This window comes from Hymenobacter jeollabukensis (genome assembly GCF_005771675.1).
Classification (GTDB): Bacteria; Bacteroidota; Bacteroidia; order Cytophagales; family Hymenobacteraceae; genus Solirubrum; species Solirubrum jeollabukense.
The window spans coordinates 298,215-313,457 of record NZ_VAJM01000008.1 but is presented as its reverse complement, the minus strand read 5'-3'; the positions used below and the strand labels follow the sequence as shown (position 1 = coordinate 313,457).

Genomic DNA, 15,243 nt, shown 5'->3' with positions numbered 1-15,243 from the left:
TGGCCATGCACCACGTCCGCATTCAACTCGTCATTGACGAGCATAATCGACGATGCACCATGTATTAGACCACCGCTCAATTTTTATATATCAAAGTGGTTAAGCTGCTTCGACAAATGGAGCCGGCTAAGCATCTCGTTTTATTTTTCGTCGTGCAACGAAGCACGCAAGACGTTTCGGCTGCGCTCGACATGACGTGCAGCGGAAGGGGCGAAATGTCTCGGCTACCACATTTCTTGGCGGTGCGGAGAATCTTCTGACCACTGGTTTCCTACAGGCTGACCGTCGCGGTTTTGGGCGATTCAGCCCACCATTCGTCGTTTTCCCAGTAGGTATTCCAGCCCAGCTTGGCGTATTTCTCGTTGATTTCGGGGCCCCGCTCGCCCACGTTGAAGTCGGCAAACACATCCTGGGCAATGGCGAACAGGCCGTTGCCGTCGGCCCAGAGCACGGGCTTGGTTTTGCGGGTCTGGTTGCTGGTCCATTGGCCCTCGAAGCGGCTGCCGGCCCGGCGCGCCGCCATCGACTCCTCGGTGAAGCCCCAGGTTGCCAGTTCCGGCTTCTGCTCTGTTCCACGGCCAAAATCCAGCGCGAACTTGCCGCGAAAAACACCGCTGCCATTGCCCTCAGGGCCTTCGCGCAGCTCAAACTGTCCGGTAGCGGCATAAGCGGCCGTCAACTCGCCGTTGGGGGAACCTTCGAGCGGCTTCATCGGCTGCAGCTGCGTTAGCTCGATGGTACCTTCCAGCGGACTGACGCGCTTTTTGTAGCGGTCCTTGCCGCTGATGTGGTACAGCGCCGGGTTTCGGGCGTCGCGCTCCACGCGGGTGAAAACGAATTCGATGCGGTAATGATCCGAACCGAAAAAGCCGTTCATGGCCTGCCCGGCCGAGCGCGCACCCTCCTCGTCTTCGTAGCTGGCGGGCAGCAGCAAAGGGGCCAGATCGAACTGTTGCAACACGGCCAGCTGCTCGGCCGGCAGCGCCGGAGCGGCGGGTTCCGGCGCCGCCAGCCGGGCATCGGCGACGGTGTTGGTAACGGCCGTGACGGGTGCCGTCGCGGCGGGCGTTTCCGTGTCGGTGGCGCGCTGGCAGGCGCCGAGCAGGCCGGCACTTAGCAGCAGGTAAACGTGCGTTTTCATGAGCAAAGGGCTTGGTTGAGGTCAGATTGAGGTCCGTGAACTGCGCGGCGGGTCGGCCGCATCAGAGACTGAGACGGGCGTTGGCGGCGGGCGATTCGGCCCACCATTCGTCGTTGTCCCAGTAGCGGCTCCAGCCCCGCTCGGCGTATTTGGGGTTGATGCTGGGCATCCGGTCACCCATTTCAAAATCGTGGAAAACCTGGCTGGCCAGCGTCCGCCAGTTGTCGGCCCACACCACGCGCTCCACCTCGCCCTCGGTGCTGCGCCACTGGCCCTCAAATTTGTAGCCGCAGAGGCCGACGGAGCTGCCTTCGATACGCGTCAGCGCGAGGCTGCTGCCGTCCGGTGCCACATCGGCGGACACGGTGCCGCGGTAGGTGCCGGTGTTGCGGGCAATGCGCTGCTCCACAAATTCGAAGGTGCCCACGACGGTATAGCGGGACGGCGTATTGGCCTCGGCCGGGGCCTGATACACCTGCTTGAGTACGATGACGCCCTCGAACGGCACGGCAATGTTTTTCAGGCAACGGCTTTTGCCCTCCACGCGGTAGATGTTGGGGTTACTCGCGTCGCGCTGCACCCGCAGCAGGGCAAAATCGATGCGAAAGCCGCTCTGGCCGAAAAAGCCGCTGCGGGCGCTGTTGCCGGACGAGGAGAGCTGCCAGAGCGGGGCGCAGCTGTAGCGCCGCCAGAAGCTCTGGGTGGCGGCCGTCGAGAGCAGGGTGCGGGTTTTGGCCGCGGGCGCAGTGCGGGGGGCCGGCGCGGCCGGAGTAGCGGGGCGGGCGGCCACCAGGGCCGTCAGCAGGGCCAAGCTGCCGAGGCCGGCGAGGCAAGCGGTGCGCGAAATCATACCAGTTGAGGCTTAGCGGTGGTAGCAGAGGGTTGGGGCGCGGCAGCCAGGGCCGTGCGCAGCAGGCGGCGGGTCACGCCGGCCTGAATGAGCACTTCGGCCAGCACGAGGTTGCCGGTCCAGGAAAGCCAGGTGACGGTGAGGTAGGTTTCGATGGGCTTGGTCTGGAACAGGTAGAACAGGCCGAAGCTTTCCAGGCGCAGGCTCATGGCGGCCAGGGTGACAAGGTAGCTGCGCAGCATCCAGTCGGTGTGGGGCTGCCACTGGCGTTGCCGGGCCGTGCGGTAGGCCTGCCAGGTGCTCAGCCACCACACGAGGCACTGCAGCGTGAAGCCAACTTTGGCCACCAGCCCGCCGTTGGCGTACAGGGCCAGAATCAGCCCCGAGGGCGCGGCCAGCAGCAGAACGGAGGCCACGTACACCTTGCCCAGCGTGCGGTGCAGGGCCCGGCGTCCGGCCCAGAGGCGCGGAAAAAATTGCACCAGCCCGGTGGCCATAACCCACAGACTGCTGGTGATATGCACGTAGAAGCCCAGCCGGAACAGCGCGCTGGCGTTGGTTTCGGCCGATTTGGTGGTCAGAAAGTCAATGCCAGGCTCGAAGCTCAGGTAGGGCACCACTTTGGTGAGCATCAGGCCCGTAAACAGCACCACGCCCAAGCCGAACAGGCCCTGAAAGACGCGGGAAAAGGAGGCGGCAGCAGCCATAGACAACGGAAAAGCGAACCTGAGGTAAAGTAGCAATTTGCCACGAGCCGTTTGCATCTGCTGAACGGATTATTGCCGCGCCATTGTATAAAGGCGGTCGAATATTTTGAGCTGCTAGTTTATGGTTGTCATCAACCAGCGGTAACCAGACACCCGCACAACAAATCAGCCGGGCCCGCACCTCACGGCACCAACCCGGCTGACAATTGTACGGCTGACGTTTCTTACTCCACCGGCGGCTGGTTGGGCAGCTCCCCGCGCAGGCGCTTGTCGTAGGTGAGGGCCACGCGCAGCTGGAAGTAGTCGTACTGCTCGCGCAGGTGGTCGAACAGGTCGCGCAGGCGGAAATCGGGGCCCAGCTCCTGCACGGCGGTTTTGATGCGGGCGTAGTCGTCCTGGCTGATAAACTCCTCGGTGCGCAGCTGGTAGCCCCGCTCGTACAAGGCCTCCAGGTGCGACTTGATGGTACTGACGGCCAGGCCGCGCTGCTCGGCCACCTGCTCCACCGAGAGGCCCTGCCGGTGCATTTTCCAGCTGTCGAGGGCGGTGCCGCTGGGCGTGCCGGGGCTGCGCTTCTTAGCCGGCGCGGGCGTGTCGTCCTCGTCGCTGGGTACGTCGGGCACGTCGTCGGGTGAGGGGGCGCCGGCGTGCTGGGTGATGAGGTCGATAAACCGCTCCCCGTAGGTTTCGAACTTCTTCATGCCCACGCCCGACACGGCCAGCATGGCGGTGCGGGTGCGGGGCCGCTCGATGGCCATTTCCTGCAGCGTGGCGTCGGAGAAGACCACATAGGGCGGCACGCCCTGCTCGTCGGCAATCTGCTTGCGCAGCTGGCGCAGGCGGTCGAACAGCTCGTCGGCAATGGAGGGCAGGCGCTGGCCGGTGGCGGCTTTGGCGGCGCGGCCTTTGGGGGCTTTTTCGGCCTTCTGCGGCACCTGAAACTGCTTCAGGGCCTGCTTCCTTTCGCCCTTGAGCACCTGCCAGCCAAGGTCAGTGAGCTTCAAGGCGTAGCCCTGCTCGTAGGCAATGTAGAGAAGGCCGTCGTTGAGCAATTGGTGTAGGTAGCTCTGCCAATCGAGGAAGCTCAGGTCGGCGCCGGCACCGAAGGTTTTGATCTGGTCGTAGCCGCGCGAGATGACGCCCTGGTTGCGGCGGCCCAGCAGCACGTCGCAGATGACGGAGAGCGGGGCGGCTTCGCGGGTGCGGGCCACGGCCGACAGGGCTTTCTGGGCCAGCTCGGTGCCGTCGAAGGTAGAGGGCGGGTTGCGGCAGATGTCGCAGTTGCCGCAGTCTTTTTCCAGCACCTCGCCGAAGTAGGCCAGCAGGATGCGGCGGCGGCACGAAGCGGCTTCGGCAAACTGCTGCATGCGCTCCAGCTTGGTGCTATTGAGCTGGGCCAGGCGCGGGTCGGCGTCCTTGGTAATCATGTCGCGCAGCTGGGCCACGTCGGCGTACGAGTAGAACAGCACGGCTTCGGCGGGGGCCCCGTCGCGGCCGGCACGGCCGATTTCCTGGTAGTAGCCCTCGATGTTCTTGGGCAGGTTGTAGTGCAGCACCCAGCGCACGTTGCTCTTGTCGATGCCCATGCCGAAGGCGACGGTGGCGCAAATCACCTGCAGATCGTCGCGCAGAAACTGCTCCTGCACGTCGGAACGGCTGCGGTCGGTCATGCCCGCGTGGTAGAAACCGGCGCGGATGCCTTTCTCCTTGAGCTTGCCGGCCAGCGTCTCGCACTGCTTGCGCGAGAGGCAGTACACGATGCCGGCCTCGTTTTCGTGGGTTTTCAGGAAGTTGACCACCGAGTTGACGCGGTCCTGGCCCGGGCGCACGCTCAAACTCAGATTGGGCCGGTCGAACGAGGAGAGGAACACCTTCGGCTCGGTCAGGCGCAGCTGCTGCTGGATGTCGCGCTGGGTGAGGCGGTCGGCGGTGGCGGTGAGGGCAATGATGGGCACCTCGGGAAACTGCTCGCGCAGCACCCGCAGCTGGGTGTACTCAGGGCGAAAGTCGTGGCCCCAGGACGAGATGCAGTGCGCTTCGTCGATGGCAAACATGCTGACTTTAAGCCGGTGCAGGAAGCTCAGAAAGCCCTCGGACAGCAGCTTTTCGGGCGAGACGTACAGGAGCTTGAGCATTCCGGCCTGGCAGGCGCGGCCGATGCTGCTCTGCTCGGCCTGGCCGATGCTGCTGTTGATACAAGCGGCGGATATACCGTTGGCTTTCAGGGCCTCCACCTGGTCCTTCATCAACGCAATCAGCGGCGACACGACCACGCACACGCCCTCCTGCACCATGGCCGGCACCTGGAAGCAGACGGATTTGCCGCCGCCGGTGGGCATGAGCACGACGGTATCCTGCCCTGAGAGAATCGACTGGATAATATCCTGCTGCATCGGCCGGAACTGGTCGTAGCCGTAGTACTGCTTCAGGACGCGCCGGGCCGATTCGAGCGTGGGCGTGAGGGGCTGGGTAGCTGCTAACATCGGGGTAAAAATACGGCGGTTTGGCGGGAGTTTGAAGCTAAAGAAACTAGAGAAAAGCTAAAATGGTGCGCCGGCCCTGGTCGACAATTTTCACCTTTGCTCCCGCCGCGCCCGGAGCGCGACGTTGCCGGTGGTAGCCCGGCAGTATCTTACCCGCCGACTGGAGTTCCTGTGCCCTAACAGCTTCGGCTACGAGTTGTGGCAGGCGCAGCACGAAGCCCGCCCGCCGCAGAAGATGCTGCGCAGGCAGTACCTGGCGGCCGTCCGCCGGGAGCTGGTGCGCGCCCGATACACCGCCTACAAGCCAAAGTAAACTCACCACCCCGTCACCGCCGTTTCCCGCCCATGGACCACCACGCCCTCAGCATTGCCGCCTTCGACCAGCTGGCCCAGGCTTACCAGGACAAGTTCATGGACCTGGACCTCTACGACGACAGCTACGACCGGCTGGCGCAGCTGCTCCCGCCCTCAGCCCGGGTGCTGGAGTTGGGCTGCGGCCCCGGCAACGTCACCCGCGCCCTGCTGCGCCGCCGCCCCGACCTGCATATCCTGGCCACCGACCCGGCCCCGAACATGCTCCGGCTGACCCGGCAGAACAACCCCGCCGCCGAGTGCCAGCTGCTCGACGCCCGGGCCATTGGTCAGCTGGCACCCCGGCAGTTCGAGGCCGTGGTGGCCGGCTTCTGCCTGCCCTACCTCGCGCCGGCCGAAGGCGCCCAGCTGCTGCGCGACGCCCACGCCCGCCTCACGCCCGAGGGCCTGCTCTACCTGAGTTTTATCGACGACGAGGCGGCCCGCTCGGGCTTCGAGGCGTCGAGCAACGGGCAGGCTACGGCCTACGTGTACTACCACCCGGCCGCCGAGGTGCGGGCCAACCTGGCCGCGGCGGGCTTTGCGCTGGTGGAGGAATTTCGCAAGCCCTACCCGCGGGCCGACAGGCCGGCGGATACGCACTGCATCCTTCTTGCGCGCAAGCAGTAACGCCGACATCAAGTACTACGCCCCATAACCATAGCACCTAACCACCAAGCAATCAATGATTTTGCAAGTTCATCTACCCATTGCGTTTCTCCTGACAATGCTGGCCGCTTGCTCCGCCGAGCCCCCGCCCCGCCAGGCGGATCGTCTGCAGCGGCCCGCGCCGGCCGCCGAGCCGGCCCCGCGGCGGGTGGATACCCTGCGTCTTAACGGGCAACGTCTGCTGGCTAGCTACGCCGGCCGCACTTTCACCGGCCTGTGCACCGCTGCTGGCGACTCCGTTATCCGCGCCAATGAGGGCGTTTTCGAGCTGGAATTCCTCGATATCAACGCGGACGGCTACACCGACATCCAGGCGGCGCTATTTGCCAGCGACCCGCACGCGTGCCAGAACTGGCTGTTCGACCCGAGGACGCGCACTTACCGGCTGATAGTTGGTGAAAACCTATACCTCGTTCGGCTCCCCGGCACCGCGCTTTACCACAACTACGTCCGCGTCGGTTGCGGGAACGACTGCTGGGAAAGCCACCTGATCCGGCTCGTCGATTGGCGGGAGCAAGTCGTCGGCGTTATCCGTGCGCGCGCCACCGGCCAGCCCGACGACGGCATCTGGATCTACCGCCAGCGGGGCGACGCCCAAACCCTGCTGCAGCAGTTGCCCGCCGAACAGTTGGCTCAGCCCCGCTATCAGGGCAACCAGCACCGGTTTATCGAGGCTTACTGGGCCGCCAACTACCGCCGGTTTTAGCCCGACGGCGTATGCGGCAACATTTTCCCGAGCAGCGCGCTACTACCGGGGCCTGACTTCCTTTGCATGGTTACCGCCGCCCGATTTTCGCTCGTCGCCGCCCGCCTGTTGCCCCACTTCAGCCTGTTGGCCCTGGCTACCCTGTTCGTCACGGCCGGCGTGTTCCACTTCCTGCGGCCCGGGCCCTTCGTGCGCATCGTGCCGCCGGGACTGCCCGCGCCCGAGGCGCTGGTATATCTGAGCGGGGCGGCCGAAATCGGGCTGGGGCTGCTGCTGCTGCCGCGGCGCACGCGGCGGCTGGCGGCCTGGGGACTGGTGGCGCTGCTGGTAGCCGTGTTTCCGGCCAACGTGTACATGGCCCGGCTGCCCGGCGGCGGTATCGGGGCGCCGCAGTGGCTGCTGTGGGCGCGGCTGCCGCTGCAAGGCCTGCTCATCCTGTGGGCGTGGCAGTACACGCGGCGGCCGGCGCCGGCAGCCACTGCAGGTTCGGCGTTGGATTGAAGGCCAACAGAATCGGTTGGCAGCGGCCAACGGACTCGGGGAGAAACCACCGCTACGCCAATGAAACCACCGCGCCAGGGTGTAACTAACTGATTTGTCAAGCCGAAGCCCGTGTCCGGCTATTCCTCCTTCGGGCCTTTGCGGGTGCCGCGGTATAGCTCGTATTTCAGCAGGCGGCACTCGATGGGGCCGTTGTAGAGCGGGATGCGGCGCGAGGTGCGCAGGCCCACGCTTTTGGCCGCTTCCGCGTTGCCGGTGAAGATGTAGGCGTCGTAGCCCTGGAAGTTGGTTTTGAGCGTGTCGCCGATGGTTTTGTAGAGGCCGGCCATTTCCGCTTCGGCGCCGATTCGTTCCCCGTAGGGCGGGTTCATCAGCAGGATGCCGGGCTCCTCGTTTTTGGGCGGCTGGGCGTCGCGCACGTCGCGCACGGCCAGCCGGATGTAGTCTTCCAGGTCGGCGGCGGCCACGTTCTGGCGGGCCCGCTCCAGGGTTTCGGCCGAGAGGTCGGAGCCGGCCAGGTAGGCCTGCGGCTCTTCGAGGCGGGCCTGTTTGGCATCCATGACCACCGAGTCCCAGAGCGCCTGCTCGAAGTCGGGCCAGTGCTGGAAGGCGAAGTCGCCCTGGTGGTAGAGGCCGGGCGCGATGCGCTGGGCAATCATGGCCGCCTCGCAGAGGATGGTGCCCGAGCCGCACATCGGGTCGATGAGGGGCCGGCGGCCGTCCCAGCCGCTGAGCATGATCAGGCCGGCGGCCAGCACCTCGTTCATGGGCGCCTCGTTGGTGAGCTGCCGGTAGCCGCGCCGGTGCAGGGACTCGCCCACCGCGTCGAGCGAGAGGACGGCCTCGTTCTCGAACAAGTGCAGGTGCAGGCGCACGTCGGGCTTCACCGGGTCGACGCTGGGCCGCTGGCCGGTGCGCGCCCGGAACTGGTCGACGATGGCGTCCTTGGTGAGCTGGGCGATGTAGAGGGAGTGCTCCAGGTTGGAGCGGTTGGTGACGGCCGTAATGGCGAAGGTCTGGTCGGCCCGCAGGTACTGGCTCCAGTCGATGCGGCTGACCTCGCGGTAGAGGCTCCGCTCGTCGGGGGCGGCGAAATCGGCGAAGGGCAGCATGATGCGCACGGCGGTGCGGCACCAGAGCACGGCTTCGTAGAGCAGCTGCTTGTTGCCCTTGAACTCCACCACGCGGGTGCCCACCTGCAGGTCGGTGGCGCCCAGCTGGCGTAGCTCTTCGGCCAGCAACTCTTCGAGGCCAAACTGGGTGGTGGCGGTCAGGTACAATTCGGCGGCGCGGGAAGCCATACGCAAATGGGGAAAGGAAAACGGGGCTGCAAAGGTGCGCAAAAGCCCGCAGCAACCCGGCTTAGCGCGGCGGTTTCCTATATTTAAGGCCTCCTTCCCCGCTACCCCCGCCTCGATGGCCGCTCCCACTACTTCCTCCACTCCCACCACCGTCGCCGCCGGCCCCGCCCGCAGCTACGCGCTGCCCATGGCGGCCATGACCTCGCTGTTCTTCCTGTTCGGGGCCGTCACCAACTTCAACGACGTGCTGATGCCCTACCTCAAGGACGTGTGTCAGCTCACCGACCTGCAGTCGTCCCTGGTGCAGTTTGCCTTTTTCGGGGCCTACTTCCTGATGTCGTTGCCGGCGGGCTACGTGCTGCGGCGCCTGGGCTATCAGCGCGGCATCGTGCTGGGGCTGCTGGTGATGGCGGCGGGCGCGCTGCTCTTCGTGCCGGCGGCCAACTCGCGCACCTTCGCCGTGTTCCTGCTCGGCCTGGGCGTGCTCGGGGCGGGCGTAACCTTGCTGCAAGTCGCGGCCAATCCTTACGTATCGGTGCTGGGGCCGGCCAGCCGCGCCGCCAGCCGCGTGAGCATTGTGGGCGTGGCCAACAACCTCGGCGGCACCCTCTCGCCCCTGCTCGGCGGCATGCTGCTATTCGGCGGCTCGGCCGTGCTCAAGGCCCGCCTGGCGGCCCTGCCGGCGGCCGAGCGTCTGGCCGAAGAAGCTACGCTGGTGAAAGCGCCCTACCTGGGCCTGGCCGCCTTCCTGGCCGTGCTGGCCGGGGTGTTCTTCCTGCTGAAGCTGCCCGAAATCGAAGGCATGCAGGCCGACAACGAAGCCGACACCCCGGACCTGACGGCCGGCAGCGGCCGCAAGTCGGCGCTGGACTTCCCCCACCTGCGCCTGGGCGTGGCGGCCATCTTCCTCTACGTGGGTGTGGAAGTGGGCCTGGGCTCCTTCCTGATCCGCTACGGCGAGGCCCAGGGCATCACCCAGCTCAGCGACTTCACCCAGGCGCTGGTGCGCGGGCTGAACGTGGCCACCAACTTCCTGGCCGTGCTCTTCGGGCAGGCCCCGGCCGCTATCGACACCACCGCCGGCTTCACCAAGGCCGTGGGCGCGGTGCTGGTGGCTTCCTACTGGTTTGGCTCCCTGGTGGGCAGGGTGGTGGGCATTCCGCTGCTCACCCGCATCAACGACCGGAAGGCCCTGGCGGCAGTGTGCGCCGCCGGGGTGGTGTTCGTGCTGGCCTCCATTGCGGTGCGCGGCGAGGCGGCCCTGTGGCTGGTGGTGCTCTGCGGGCTGATGAACTCGATTATGTGGCCGGTGATTTTCCCGCTGGCCATCAAAGGCCTCGGGCCATTCACCAAGCAGGGTTCCTCGTACCTGATCATGGCCATCGTGGGCGGGGCCATCGTGCCGCTGCTGATGGGCTGGGCGGCCACCTACGCCGGCGGCCTGCGCGTGGCCTTCCTGCTGCCCGCCCTCTGCTACGCCTACCTGCTCTACTACGCCGTGAGCGGCTACCGCGTGCGCTAAGCCGGTCGTTACCCGCGTTTTGCCGCGCCCGCTGCCTCTGTTGGTAGCGGGCGCGGCTGTTTTCGCCGCTGGCGCGCCGCCCCCGCTATCTTTGCCCCATGTCTAGCGCTTCTCCCGCCCTGCAGCACGACGTGTCGCTGCGCGCCTACAATACCTTCGGCATCGACGCCAAAGCCCGCCTGTTTGCCCCCTTCCGCTCGGCCGAGGAGCTGCGCGCCCTGCTGCAGCTGCCCGAGGTGCAGCAGACCCCGAAGCTGGTGCTCGGCGGCGGCTCCAACCTGCTCTTCACCCAGGACTTCGACGGCGTAGTGCTCAAAAACGAAATCCGCGGGCTGGAAACCCTCGACGAGCAGGCCGACGGCACCGTGCTGGTGCGGGCCGGGGCGGGCGAGTCGTGGCACGGGCTGGTGGAGTACGCGCTTGGCCAGGGCCTGTCGGGCATCGAAAACCTGTCCTTGATACCGGGCACGGTGGGCGCGGCCCCGCTGCAGAACATCGGGGCCTACGGCGTGGAGCTAAAGGACGCCTTTGAGTACCTCGAAGCGGTGGAAATCAGCAGCGGCACGCAGCGGCGCTTCTCGCGCGAGGAGTGTGGCTTCGGGTACCGCGAATCGGTATTCAAGGGCCCACTGCGCAACCAGTACATCGTGACGGGCGTGGTGCTGCGCCTGCACCGCCGGCCCCAGGCCAATACCTCGTACGGGGCCATCCGCACGACGCTGGAGGAAATGGGCGTGACCGAGGAGCCCACCCCGCAGCAGGTCAGCCAGGCCGTCATCAGCATCCGGCGCAGCAAGCTGCCCGACCCGGCCCAGATCGGTAACGCGGGCTCCTTCTTCAAGAACCCGGAGGTGTCGCAGGCCAAGTTCGACGCGCTCAAGGCGCAGTTCCCCGAGCTACCCGGCTACCCGGTGCCCGGCGGCGTGAAGGTGCCCGCGGGCTGGCTGATCGAGCAGTGCGGCTGGAAGGGCCACCGCGCCGGGGAGGGCCGCTACGGCGTGCACGACCGGCAGGCGCTGGTACTGGTGAATCACGGCGGGGCCACCGGCCTCGAAGTGCGCGCCCTGGCCGAGGAAATTATTGCCTCGGTGCGCGAGAAATTCGGCATCGAGCTGCACCCGGAAGTCAACATCATCTAGCCCGGCAGACGTTGGCACGACTTTGGGAAATCGGCCCTGAACGCTGCGGCGCGGGCTTACTACACGAGTAATGGCTTAAAAACAGGACTTAAATATTAAATTTCAGGAATACCCACCCTTCTCATTGCAATAGTCTCAGGAACTAAGCCCAAATTTGTGTAGAGCTTGCCGCCCCTATACCTATTGCCGCCTCCTCGCCTCCAATGAAAAAATTGACTCTTTTAGCGCTGCTGCTTAGCAGCGCCCTGATGACCGCCCGGGCCCAGCAGACCCGGACCACCAAGCGTACCACTACCACCACCACGACCACCAAGGCCCCGGCTACGCCCGCTGCCCCGGCGGCACCGGCTGGCCCGCCCACGCTGGCTTCGGTGCGCACGACCGAGCCTGGCGCTACCGTCACGGTGCGCGGCGTGGTCGTCAACGGCCCGGAGCTGGGCAACATCCGCTATATCCAGGACAAGGAAGGCGGGCTGGGTTTGTTCTCCAACACCTTGGAAGACCTGAAAAACCTGATGCCCGGTGACAGCGTGGAAGCCCACGGCGTGCTGAAAAACTACAACAGCCTGCTGGAAATGGACCCGGTGCAGTCGGTGAAGAAGCTCGCCTCGGGCCGGAAGTTCGGGGCCGTGACGGTGCCCGCCGCCGAGCTGACCAAGGTGCTGAGCGAAGCCTACGAAGGCCGCCTGGTGAAAATTACCGAAGTGGAGCGTCTGAGCACCACCGGCGGCCAGCCCGCCCCGGCCCTGGTGGGCAACGTGAACTACCTCATCAACGGGCAGGCCGGTGCCATCGTGCGCATCTCGGCCCCGTCCACCGGCCCCAACGGCCTGGTGGGCTTCACCCCGCCCGAAGGCAAGTTTGACCTGGTGGGCGTGGTGGGCCAGCACTCCCCTACCGGTACGCCCACCGGCTACCAGCTGCTGCCCCGCCTGAGCACCGACTTCGTGGTGGCCGGCGGCCTGCCCGTCATCAAGGGTGAGCCGGTACCGGTGGCCGTAACCAAGAACAGCATCACGGTTGATTTCAGCACGATAAACCCCGGCACCACCAAGATTGAGTACGGTGCCAGCCCCGCCCTGGGCGGCGTGGTGGAGGACAAGACGCCCGTCACCCAGCACCAGATGACGCTGACCGACCTGCAGGCCGGCACCACCTACTACATCCGTGTGTCGTCGGGCAACAGCATGGGCATCAGCACCCAGCCGGCCGTACCGATGATTACCCGCAAGAAGTAAACCGGCACCCTGCCGAAAACAGCAACGGGCCGGCTCTTCGCAAGGAAGAGCCGGCCCGTTGGCGTTTTCGGCAGGGTGCCGCAGTTCGCGTATCGTTGCTGCTTACTTGAGCACGGCCACCGTCACGCCGTCGCCGCCGCGGTCGGCGTGCTCGTCAGCCACGCTGGCCACGGCCCGCTGGGAGTGCAGGTAGTCGCGCACTACCTGGCGCAGCACGCCGTTGCCGCGGCCGTGAATGAACTTCAGCTCCGGCACGCCGAGCATGATGGCGTCGTCGACGTAGTTCATCACGCGCTGCAGGGCATCTTCGGCCCGCTCCCCGCGCAGGTCGAGGGTGGTGCTGAAGCCGGCCATGCGCCCGGTCACGTCCATGTTGCTGCCGCTGCGGGCTTCGGAGGCCGGGGCCTTGCGGGCGGCTTCCTTTTCCCGCTCCCGGATTTCGGAGCGCGTCACCTTTTCCAGCTGGGCCACCTTCACGATGGTTTTCAGCCCGCCGAAGAGCACCTCGGCCGTGTTGCCCTTCAGGCCCACCAGCTCGCCGTAGCCTTCCTGCCCGATCAGGGCCACCTTGTCGCCGGGCTTAAGGGCTTTGGGGTCGGCCACTTCGCGGGTGCCGCGGGGCTTGGGCAGCTCCGTCTTCAGCTCCTTCTGCACGAAAGAGTCGAGCTTCTGGCGGGCGGCTTTGGTTTGTTCCTTCTCGGCCCCGGCCGTGCGGATTTCCTGGATGGTGGCCTCGATCTGGGCGTTGGTGTCCTTGAGCAGCAGCTTGGCTTTCTGCTTGGCCTCGCGGATAACGTCCTGCCGGGTTTCTTCGACGTGGTTTTTCAGCTCCTGGTACTCCTGGGCCAGCTTTTTCATGCGCCGCTCGTTTTTCTCGGCTTCGGCGCTGCGCTTTTCCAGCTGGGCCTTTTCGGCTTCCAGCTCTTCCAGCAGCCGGTCGTAGCGCACTTTTTCCTTGCCCACGAGCTGCGAAGCCCGCTCCACGATGGTCTTGGGCAGACCGATCTTGCGGGCAATTTCCAGGGCGAAGGACGAGCCCGGCTTGCCCGTTTCCAGCCGGTAGAGCGGCTGCAGGTGCTTCGGGTCGTAGCGCATGGCCCCGTTGACGAGGCCCGGCGTGCGCTCGGCCAGGTTCTTCAGGTTGGTGTAGTGCGTGGTGATGACGCCGAAGGCCCGCACCCGGTTCAGCTCGCTCAGCACTGCTTCGGCAATGGCGCCCCCGAGCACCGGCTCGGTACCGGTACCGAATTCGTCGATGAGCACCAGGCTGCGCTTGTTGGCCAGGAGCAGAAACTGCTTCATGTGCGTCAGGTGCGAGGAATACGTGCTCAGGTCGTTTTCCAGGCTCTGCTCATCGCCGATGTCGAGGAAGATGTCGTCGAACACGCCGGCTTCGGAACCCTCGCGCACGGAAATGAGTAGGCCGCACTGCAGCATGTACTGCACCAGTCCCACCGTCTTCATGGCCACCGACTTACCGCCGGCGTTCGGCCCGGAAATAACCAGGATGCGCTGCTCGGGCGTCAGCTCCAGGTCCAGCGGCACCACCTCGCGGCCCTGCTCCTTGAAGTTGAGGTACAGCAAAGGGTGGCGGGCCTGCTCCCAGCGGATGAGCGGGCGCGGGTGCAGACGCGGCAGCACGGCTTCGAGCTGCTGGGCCAGGCGGGCCTTAGCGCGGACGAAGTCCAGCAAACCCAGGAACTGGTAGGCGCGGCGCAAATCCGGAATGTGGGGGCGCAGCTGGTCGGTCAGGCTGATCAGGATGCGCACCAACTCGCGGTGCCAGGCATTTTCGAGGTCCTTGATGTCGTTATTGAGCTCGAACACCGCTTCCGGCTCGATGTACACCGTCTGCCCCGTGGCCGATTCGTCGTGGATCAGGCCCTTGATGCGGCGCTTGTGCTCGGCCACGATGGGCAGCACCAGGCGCCCGCCGCGAATGGTGGGCTCGGCGCCCTCGGGCGTCCAGCCCTCGGAGCGGGCCTTGCGCAGCACGTCGGCAATGGAGCGGCGCAGGATGCCCTGGCGGTTGATCAGCTCCTGGCGCAACTGCCGCAGCAGGGGCGTCGCGTCGTCGCGCACGTGGCCCTCGTCGTCCACTACCTTGTCGAGGGCCAGGAGCAGGTTGCGGTCGGCCTGCACGCCGATGCCGAGCAGGCGCAGCGTGGGGTACAGCCCTTCGGGGGCCTGGGTGAAAAAGGTCAGCGCCTCGCGGATGGTGCGCAAGGACATTTTGATCTGGAAGAACGCGGCCACTTCCAGGAAGGCGCCGGGCAGCTGCGCCCGCAGCAGGTGCGGGTGCACGTCGTGGTAGTACTGGCTGGGAAAGTCGGCGCCGGCGTTGAGCAGCTGGCGGAATTCGTCGGTCTGGAGCAGCAGCTTTTTCAGTTCGTCGGCGCGGGGCTGAAACTGCATTTTCTGCACGTAGTGGCGGCCCAGCTGGCTCAGGCACAGCTCACTCAGCCGCTCACGCACCTGCTGGAAGCCGATTTTCTGCTCGAAGGTTTGCGGGTAAATCAAAAGGGTATCGGGGGTACGGGGTAGTCGGGAGGAGGAACAAGGGCCGGCCGCGGACGGCAGCGGCAGCCTTCTCTAACAGCCACGGGGGCAGAAAGATTCAGGCAAAGCTATACGA

At 65.7% G+C, this 15,243-nt stretch carries 13 protein-coding genes; 7 read left to right on the top strand and 6 right to left on the bottom strand.

The window, feature by feature from the left end:
- Positions 1-271 precede the first annotated feature (271 nt).
- The 4 genes from FDY95_RS16775 to recQ form a co-directional block, all read right to left on the bottom strand.
- Positions 272-1,141, bottom strand: a complete 870-nt coding sequence (locus FDY95_RS16775) for a hypothetical protein (protein ID WP_138079545.1) — start codon at positions 1,139-1,141, stop codon at positions 272-274.
- Positions 1,142-1,202: 61 nt separating this feature from the next.
- Positions 1,203-1,991 (bottom strand): hypothetical protein, encoded by a 789-nt coding sequence (locus FDY95_RS16770; protein ID WP_138079543.1) that lies wholly within the window; start codon positions 1,989-1,991, stop codon positions 1,203-1,205.
- Positions 1,988-2,698 carry a DUF2306 domain-containing protein gene (locus tag FDY95_RS16765; RefSeq protein WP_138079541.1) on the bottom strand — a complete coding sequence of 237 codons (711 nt, stop codon included), beginning with the start codon at positions 2,696-2,698 and terminating at the stop codon, positions 1,988-1,990. Before FDY95_RS16765 ends, FDY95_RS16770 begins: the two co-directional genes overlap by 4 nt.
- Before the next feature lie 224 nt (positions 2,699-2,922).
- Positions 2,923-5,181, bottom strand: coding sequence for a DNA helicase RecQ (gene recQ, locus FDY95_RS16760; RefSeq protein WP_138079539.1), 2,259 nt, complete (start codon positions 5,179-5,181; stop codon positions 2,923-2,925).
- 130 nt (positions 5,182-5,311) lie between these two features.
- Between recQ and FDY95_RS16755 the strand changes: the two genes are divergently transcribed.
- The 4 genes from FDY95_RS16755 to FDY95_RS16740 all read left to right on the top strand — a co-directional run bounded on the left by FDY95_RS16755 (position 5,312) and on the right by FDY95_RS16740 (position 7,408).
- The gene (locus FDY95_RS16755) at positions 5,312-5,494 is read left to right on the top strand and encodes a hypothetical protein (protein ID WP_138079537.1); all 183 of its coding nucleotides are present in this window, start codon (positions 5,312-5,314) and stop codon (positions 5,492-5,494) included.
- Positions 5,495-5,526: 32 nt separating this feature from the next.
- Entirely contained in the window at positions 5,527-6,162 is a 636-nt protein-coding gene (locus FDY95_RS16750) for a class I SAM-dependent methyltransferase (protein WP_138079535.1), read from the top strand.
- A gap of 97 nt (positions 6,163-6,259) precedes the next feature.
- Positions 6,260-6,907 (top strand): hypothetical protein, encoded by a 648-nt coding sequence (locus tag FDY95_RS16745; protein ID WP_138079533.1) that lies wholly within the window; start codon positions 6,260-6,262, stop codon positions 6,905-6,907.
- Between the two features lie 66 nt (positions 6,908-6,973).
- On the top strand, positions 6,974-7,408 hold the full coding sequence (locus tag FDY95_RS16740) for a DoxX family protein (RefSeq protein WP_138079531.1): 435 nt from the start codon (positions 6,974-6,976) through the stop codon (positions 7,406-7,408).
- A gap of 119 nt (positions 7,409-7,527) precedes the next feature.
- Here the strand turns inward: FDY95_RS16740 and FDY95_RS16735 are convergent, their stop codons facing one another.
- Entirely contained in the window at positions 7,528-8,709 is a 1,182-nt protein-coding gene (locus tag FDY95_RS16735; RefSeq protein WP_138079529.1) for a THUMP domain-containing class I SAM-dependent RNA methyltransferase, read from the bottom strand.
- Positions 8,710-8,824: 115 nt separating this feature from the next.
- Here FDY95_RS16735 and FDY95_RS16730 point away from each other — a divergent pair, with 115 nt between their 5' ends.
- The 3 genes from FDY95_RS16730 to FDY95_RS16720 all read left to right on the top strand — a co-directional run bounded on the left by FDY95_RS16730 (position 8,825) and on the right by FDY95_RS16720 (position 12,608).
- Entirely contained in the window at positions 8,825-10,231 is a 1,407-nt protein-coding gene (locus FDY95_RS16730) for a sugar MFS transporter (protein WP_138079527.1), read from the top strand.
- 98 nt (positions 10,232-10,329) lie between these two features.
- Positions 10,330-11,370 carry a UDP-N-acetylmuramate dehydrogenase gene (gene murB, locus FDY95_RS16725; RefSeq protein ID WP_138079525.1) on the top strand — a complete coding sequence of 347 codons (1,041 nt, stop codon included), beginning with the start codon at positions 10,330-10,332 and terminating at the stop codon, positions 11,368-11,370.
- Positions 11,371-11,573: 203 nt separating this feature from the next.
- Positions 11,574-12,608: a fibronectin type III domain-containing protein gene (locus FDY95_RS16720; RefSeq protein WP_138079523.1), complete on the top strand. Its 1,035-nt coding sequence runs from the start codon at positions 11,574-11,576 to the stop codon at positions 12,606-12,608.
- A 102-nt stretch (positions 12,609-12,710) separates the two neighbouring features.
- Here FDY95_RS16720 and FDY95_RS16715 read toward each other — a convergent pair whose 3' ends face one another.
- Positions 12,711-15,128 carry an endonuclease MutS2 gene (locus FDY95_RS16715; protein WP_138079521.1) on the bottom strand — a complete coding sequence of 806 codons (2,418 nt, stop codon included), beginning with the start codon at positions 15,126-15,128 and terminating at the stop codon, positions 12,711-12,713.
- Positions 15,129-15,243: the final 115 nt, after the last annotated feature.

Coding starts and splice junctions, on each gene's coding strand:
- FDY95_RS16775 (WP_138079545.1), bottom strand. CDS start 1,141: ATGAAAACGCACGTTTACCTGCTGCTAAGTGCCGGCCTGCTCGGCGCC.
- FDY95_RS16770 (WP_138079543.1), bottom strand. CDS start 1,991: ATGATTTCGCGCACCGCTTGCCTCGCCGGCCTCGGCAGCTTGGCCCTG.
- FDY95_RS16765 (WP_138079541.1), bottom strand. CDS start 2,698: ATGGCTGCTGCCGCCTCCTTTTCCCGCGTCTTTCAGGGCCTGTTCGGC.
- recQ (WP_138079539.1), bottom strand. CDS start 5,181: ATGTTAGCAGCTACCCAGCCCCTCACGCCCACGCTCGAATCGGCCCGG.
- FDY95_RS16750 (WP_138079535.1), top strand. CDS start 5,527: ATGGACCACCACGCCCTCAGCATTGCCGCCTTCGACCAGCTGGCCCAG.
- FDY95_RS16745 (WP_138079533.1), top strand. CDS start 6,260: ATGCTGGCCGCTTGCTCCGCCGAGCCCCCGCCCCGCCAGGCGGATCGT.
- FDY95_RS16740 (WP_138079531.1), top strand. CDS start 6,974: ATGGTTACCGCCGCCCGATTTTCGCTCGTCGCCGCCCGCCTGTTGCCC.
- FDY95_RS16735 (WP_138079529.1), bottom strand. CDS start 8,709: ATGGCTTCCCGCGCCGCCGAATTGTACCTGACCGCCACCACCCAGTTT.
- FDY95_RS16730 (WP_138079527.1), top strand. CDS start 8,825: ATGGCCGCTCCCACTACTTCCTCCACTCCCACCACCGTCGCCGCCGGC.
- murB (WP_138079525.1), top strand. CDS start 10,330: ATGTCTAGCGCTTCTCCCGCCCTGCAGCACGACGTGTCGCTGCGCGCC.
- FDY95_RS16720 (WP_138079523.1), top strand. CDS start 11,574: ATGAAAAAATTGACTCTTTTAGCGCTGCTGCTTAGCAGCGCCCTGATG.